The sequence below is a fragment of the Gordonia oleivorans genome (assembly GCF_040044975.1).
Classification (GTDB): domain Bacteria; phylum Actinomycetota; class Actinomycetes; order Mycobacteriales; family Mycobacteriaceae; genus Gordonia; species Gordonia oleivorans.
Map to the genome: position 1 here is coordinate 1 of NZ_JBDZDI010000044.1, position 3,419 is coordinate 3,419.

The 3,419-nt window shown below is 64.5% G+C and carries 3 protein-coding genes; all 3 read left to right on the forward strand.

Features of this window, described 5'->3' with window-relative positions; translation table 11 throughout:
• Nucleotides 1-103: 103 nt before the first annotated feature.
• From ABLE92_RS25965 to ABLE92_RS25975, 3 genes are read left to right on the forward strand one after another with little or no spacing between them, the layout of a single operon-like run.
• On the forward strand, nt 104-1,186 hold the full coding sequence (locus ABLE92_RS25965) for a tyrosine-type recombinase/integrase (RefSeq protein WP_240862866.1): 1,083 nt from the start codon (nt 104-106) through the stop codon (nt 1,184-1,186).
• Nucleotides 1,152-3,071: a tyrosine-type recombinase/integrase gene (locus tag ABLE92_RS25970; protein ID WP_348807655.1), complete on the forward strand. Its 1,920-nt coding sequence runs from the start codon at nt 1,152-1,154 to the stop codon at nt 3,069-3,071. Before ABLE92_RS25965 ends, ABLE92_RS25970 begins: the two co-directional genes overlap by 35 nt.
• On the forward strand, nt 3,068-3,370 hold the full coding sequence (locus ABLE92_RS25975; RefSeq protein WP_240862873.1) for a DUF6262 family protein: 303 nt from the start codon (nt 3,068-3,070) through the stop codon (nt 3,368-3,370). Before ABLE92_RS25970 ends, ABLE92_RS25975 begins: the two co-directional genes overlap by 4 nt.
• Nucleotides 3,371-3,419 lie beyond the last annotated feature (49 nt).

Genomic DNA, 3,419 nt, shown 5'->3' on the forward strand with positions numbered 1-3,419 from the left:
TGCCTGTTGACCGGCTAATCCGGAGCCCGGGGCTACGGTGAAACAGACACGCCGACAACGGAAGATACTTGACCGGGGTTGACGGTGGCGTTACACCTGTCTCATGACGGATCGGCAGTTGCTGCATCTGGAATCTGGCACTGAGGTTGCCTGGCAGTTGGCCGGTGACCATGCCGGAAGGTACGTGGTGGTCAATGATTACCTCGGCTATCTGGCCGACCGAAACTACTCGGCGCGCACGTTACGGGCCTACGGCTACGACCTGCTGGCGTTCTGCCGGTGGCTCGACGAGTCCGATATCACGTTGGAATCAGTAACCACGACAACGCTTCTCGACTTCATGCGGTTCTGCCGAGAGACGTCGATTCCGGGTCGTCCAGCAAATGTGTTGTCGATGACCGGGCAACGGCTCGATCGGTACTCACCGACCACGATCAATCATCGACTCGCGGCGCTGACGGGCTTGTTCACCTATCGCAGCATCACCGATCCTGACCTGGTCAATCCGGTCCCGAGTGGGCGTGAAGCACGCCGCGTCACCGCCGAAGAACGCAACGCCCTGCTCGGCCATCTGGTCAAGCCGAAGAGGCGGTCAGCGTTGCGGCTGCGCGAACCGCGTCGGCTACCCCGGGCACTGGATCGTCGTGAGACCGCAGATCTGGTGGCGAGCCTGCACACCTGGCGGGACCGGTCGTTGGCCGGGTTGATGTTGTTGTCGGGGTTACGCTCGTGCGAGTTGCTCACCCTGGAGGTGACCGATGTCGATATCGGCGCCCGCTGGGTACGGGTACTCGGCAAGGGCGGCAAGGAACGCCGGGTGCCGCTCGATGTCGAGGTGGCCGGCCTGATTCACACCTACGTCCTGACCGAGCGGCCCGAATCATCCAATACCCGTCTGTTTCTGGTGGCGAAGGGACCGCACCGGGGTCAGCCGTTGACCGCGGCTGGACTACGCACGATCTTCCGCTACCACCGCCTCAAATCCGGAGTGGCCGCCGGCCACCCACACGCACTGCGTCATACCTTCGGCACCGCGATGGCCGAAGCCGGAGTCGATCTGGCGGTGATGCAAGCGCTGCTCGGCCACGCTCACGTCGATACCACAGCCCGCTATATCCATTTGACCCCAACACATGTCAAGGCAGAGTTCGATGCAGCACGCACACGACTTCGCACCCAGACCTGAGACACCGGCAGAGGTCCAGACTGCCTACCTCGCCCATCTGCGGCGGCGTGGCCGCGGCAACCCGGCCTACACCCAAGCGGCACGCTCCTTCCTCAAGCGCTGGCCCACGGTCGCCGACTGGGCCGAGGAACCTCTCGAGAAACGCCTGGCCGCAAACTGCTCCACCCGCCCGTTCATCACGTTCTTGATGGTCAGCGGGCGCCTGGCACCCGGATACGATTATCTGGTGTACCGCAAACTCAGCAGTATCTGGCTGGAACTCGCGGTCAGTCCACTCAACGCTGACCTTCAGAGATTTGTCAGTGCGGCAAAGGAATTGGGATTCACCGACCGAGTCGCATCGGCGATCGCCTCACAAATCATCGCGCGGTTGCTCATCCAGTCCCAGCGCCCGTTGACCGACCTGTACGAGGACGACCTCGCCGACCTCCTGCACGCTTGCACACTGCGCGAAGAACACACCGGACGCGGCGCGAAACACTACCGCAGCACCCTGCACAGTGCCCGCCAGATCCTGTTCCATCTCGGCATCCTCGACTCCGAAGCACCACCGGCGACGACCGCACACAGCCTCGAGGATCGGATGGCCGAGGTGCCCACAGCACTGCGCCCGGCGTTCGTGGGCTACCTCAACCGCAAGTACGCCACCTGCGCGCCGAAGACCGTCAGCAGCATCGCGACCCGACTCGCGCACTTCGGCCGATTCCTGGCCGTCACCGACCCCGATCTGACCTCGCTGGCCCACCTCGATCGTCGACGCCATATCGAGCCGTATCTGGCGTCGTTGCCCACCACCCTCAACAGTGTCACCGGTGCACCCATCACCGTGGCCGACCGCATCCGACGCGTGCACGCGGTCGGCCATTTCCTGGCCGAGATCACCGAGTGGGGATGGGATGACGCGCCAGCGCGCAAGCTGATCTTCCGCAGCGACCTGCCTCGCCCGCAACGGTTTCTGCCACGCTATCTACCCGTAGATGCCGATCGCAAGCTTGCTGCAGCGCTGGCGGATTCGCCGTATCGTCTGGCCGCAGACGCCCTGCTGTTGGCGCGGGCGTGTGGGTTGCGGATCGGGGAACTGCTCGACCTCGAACTCGACTGCATCCACGAGATCCCGGGGCAAGGGTCGTGGCTGAAAGTGCCACTGGGCAAACTCGACTCCGAACGCATGGTACCCATCGACGACGAAGTCCTCACCCTCGTCGACCGCATCACCGCCACCCGCACTCACGGCCGGCCACTACGTCACCCCCGCACCGGAGCACCCGCCGACTTCTTGTTCACCCACCACGGAAAACGACTCTCCCAGAACGCACTACGCGCTGAGCTCAACCGGGCGGCAGCGACCGCCGGGCTCGACCACATCACCCCACATCAACTGCGCCACACCTATGCCACCGCCCTGATCAACGCCGGGGTTTCCCTACAAGCGCTCATGGCGCTGCTCGGACACGTCTCCACCCAGATGAGCCTGCGCTACGCGCACCTGTTCGACTCCACCGTCCGCACCGAATACGAACGAGCCCTCGACCTCGCCAAAAGCCAGATCGGCCCGCTCGCCGCCGACCGACCGCAACTACCGATCACCGACATCACCGGATCCGACTGGAAGCAGGCCCCGGCCATCAAATCGCGGCTGGCCGGCGGCTACTGCCTGCGGGCACCCGCCCAGGGAACCTGCCCGTATGCCAACATCTGTGAACATTGTCCCAGCTTCCACACCGACGCAACCCATCTCGGAGTCCTTGCCGCGCAACGCGTTGATGCGCAACAGCTCGCCGAGGATGCCCAGTCCCGCGGCTGGGTCGACGAGGCCCGCCGCCACCAACAACTCGTCGCCCGCCTCGACATCCTCATCGCCGAGGCCGGCACCGAGACCGCATGAGCAGCAAAGCGCTGGCCGAGGTTGAACGAACCTGCGCCGAACTCGCCGCCACAGGCCAACCCATCACCTTCACCGCAGTCGCTGCCCGCACCAAGATCGGTCGCGCGACCCTCTACCGCAACACCGAAATGCGCGCCGTCATCGACGAACACCGCACCCGACAGACCGACGCCCGCACACTCACCGGCCTCGCCACCGAAGTTGCGCACCTGCGAACGATCGTCGAGAGCCTCGCCGGCACCGTCGCCCAGCACGACGAACAACTCCGACGGCAACGCCGCAAACCAGATCGACAATGAACCATCGGCCGATCGTTGCCGCAGGCTCGACCACGATTAGCCGGTCAAT

Excerpts from the sequence above, each read along its gene's own strand:
- ABLE92_RS25965 (WP_240862866.1), top strand. The coding sequence starts at position 104 with ATGACGGATCGGCAGTTGCTGCATCTGGAATCTGGCACTGAGGTTGCC.
- ABLE92_RS25970 (WP_348807655.1), top strand. The coding sequence starts at position 1,152 with ATGCAGCACGCACACGACTTCGCACCCAGACCTGAGACACCGGCAGAG.
- ABLE92_RS25975 (WP_240862873.1), top strand. The coding sequence starts at position 3,068 with ATGAGCAGCAAAGCGCTGGCCGAGGTTGAACGAACCTGCGCCGAACTC.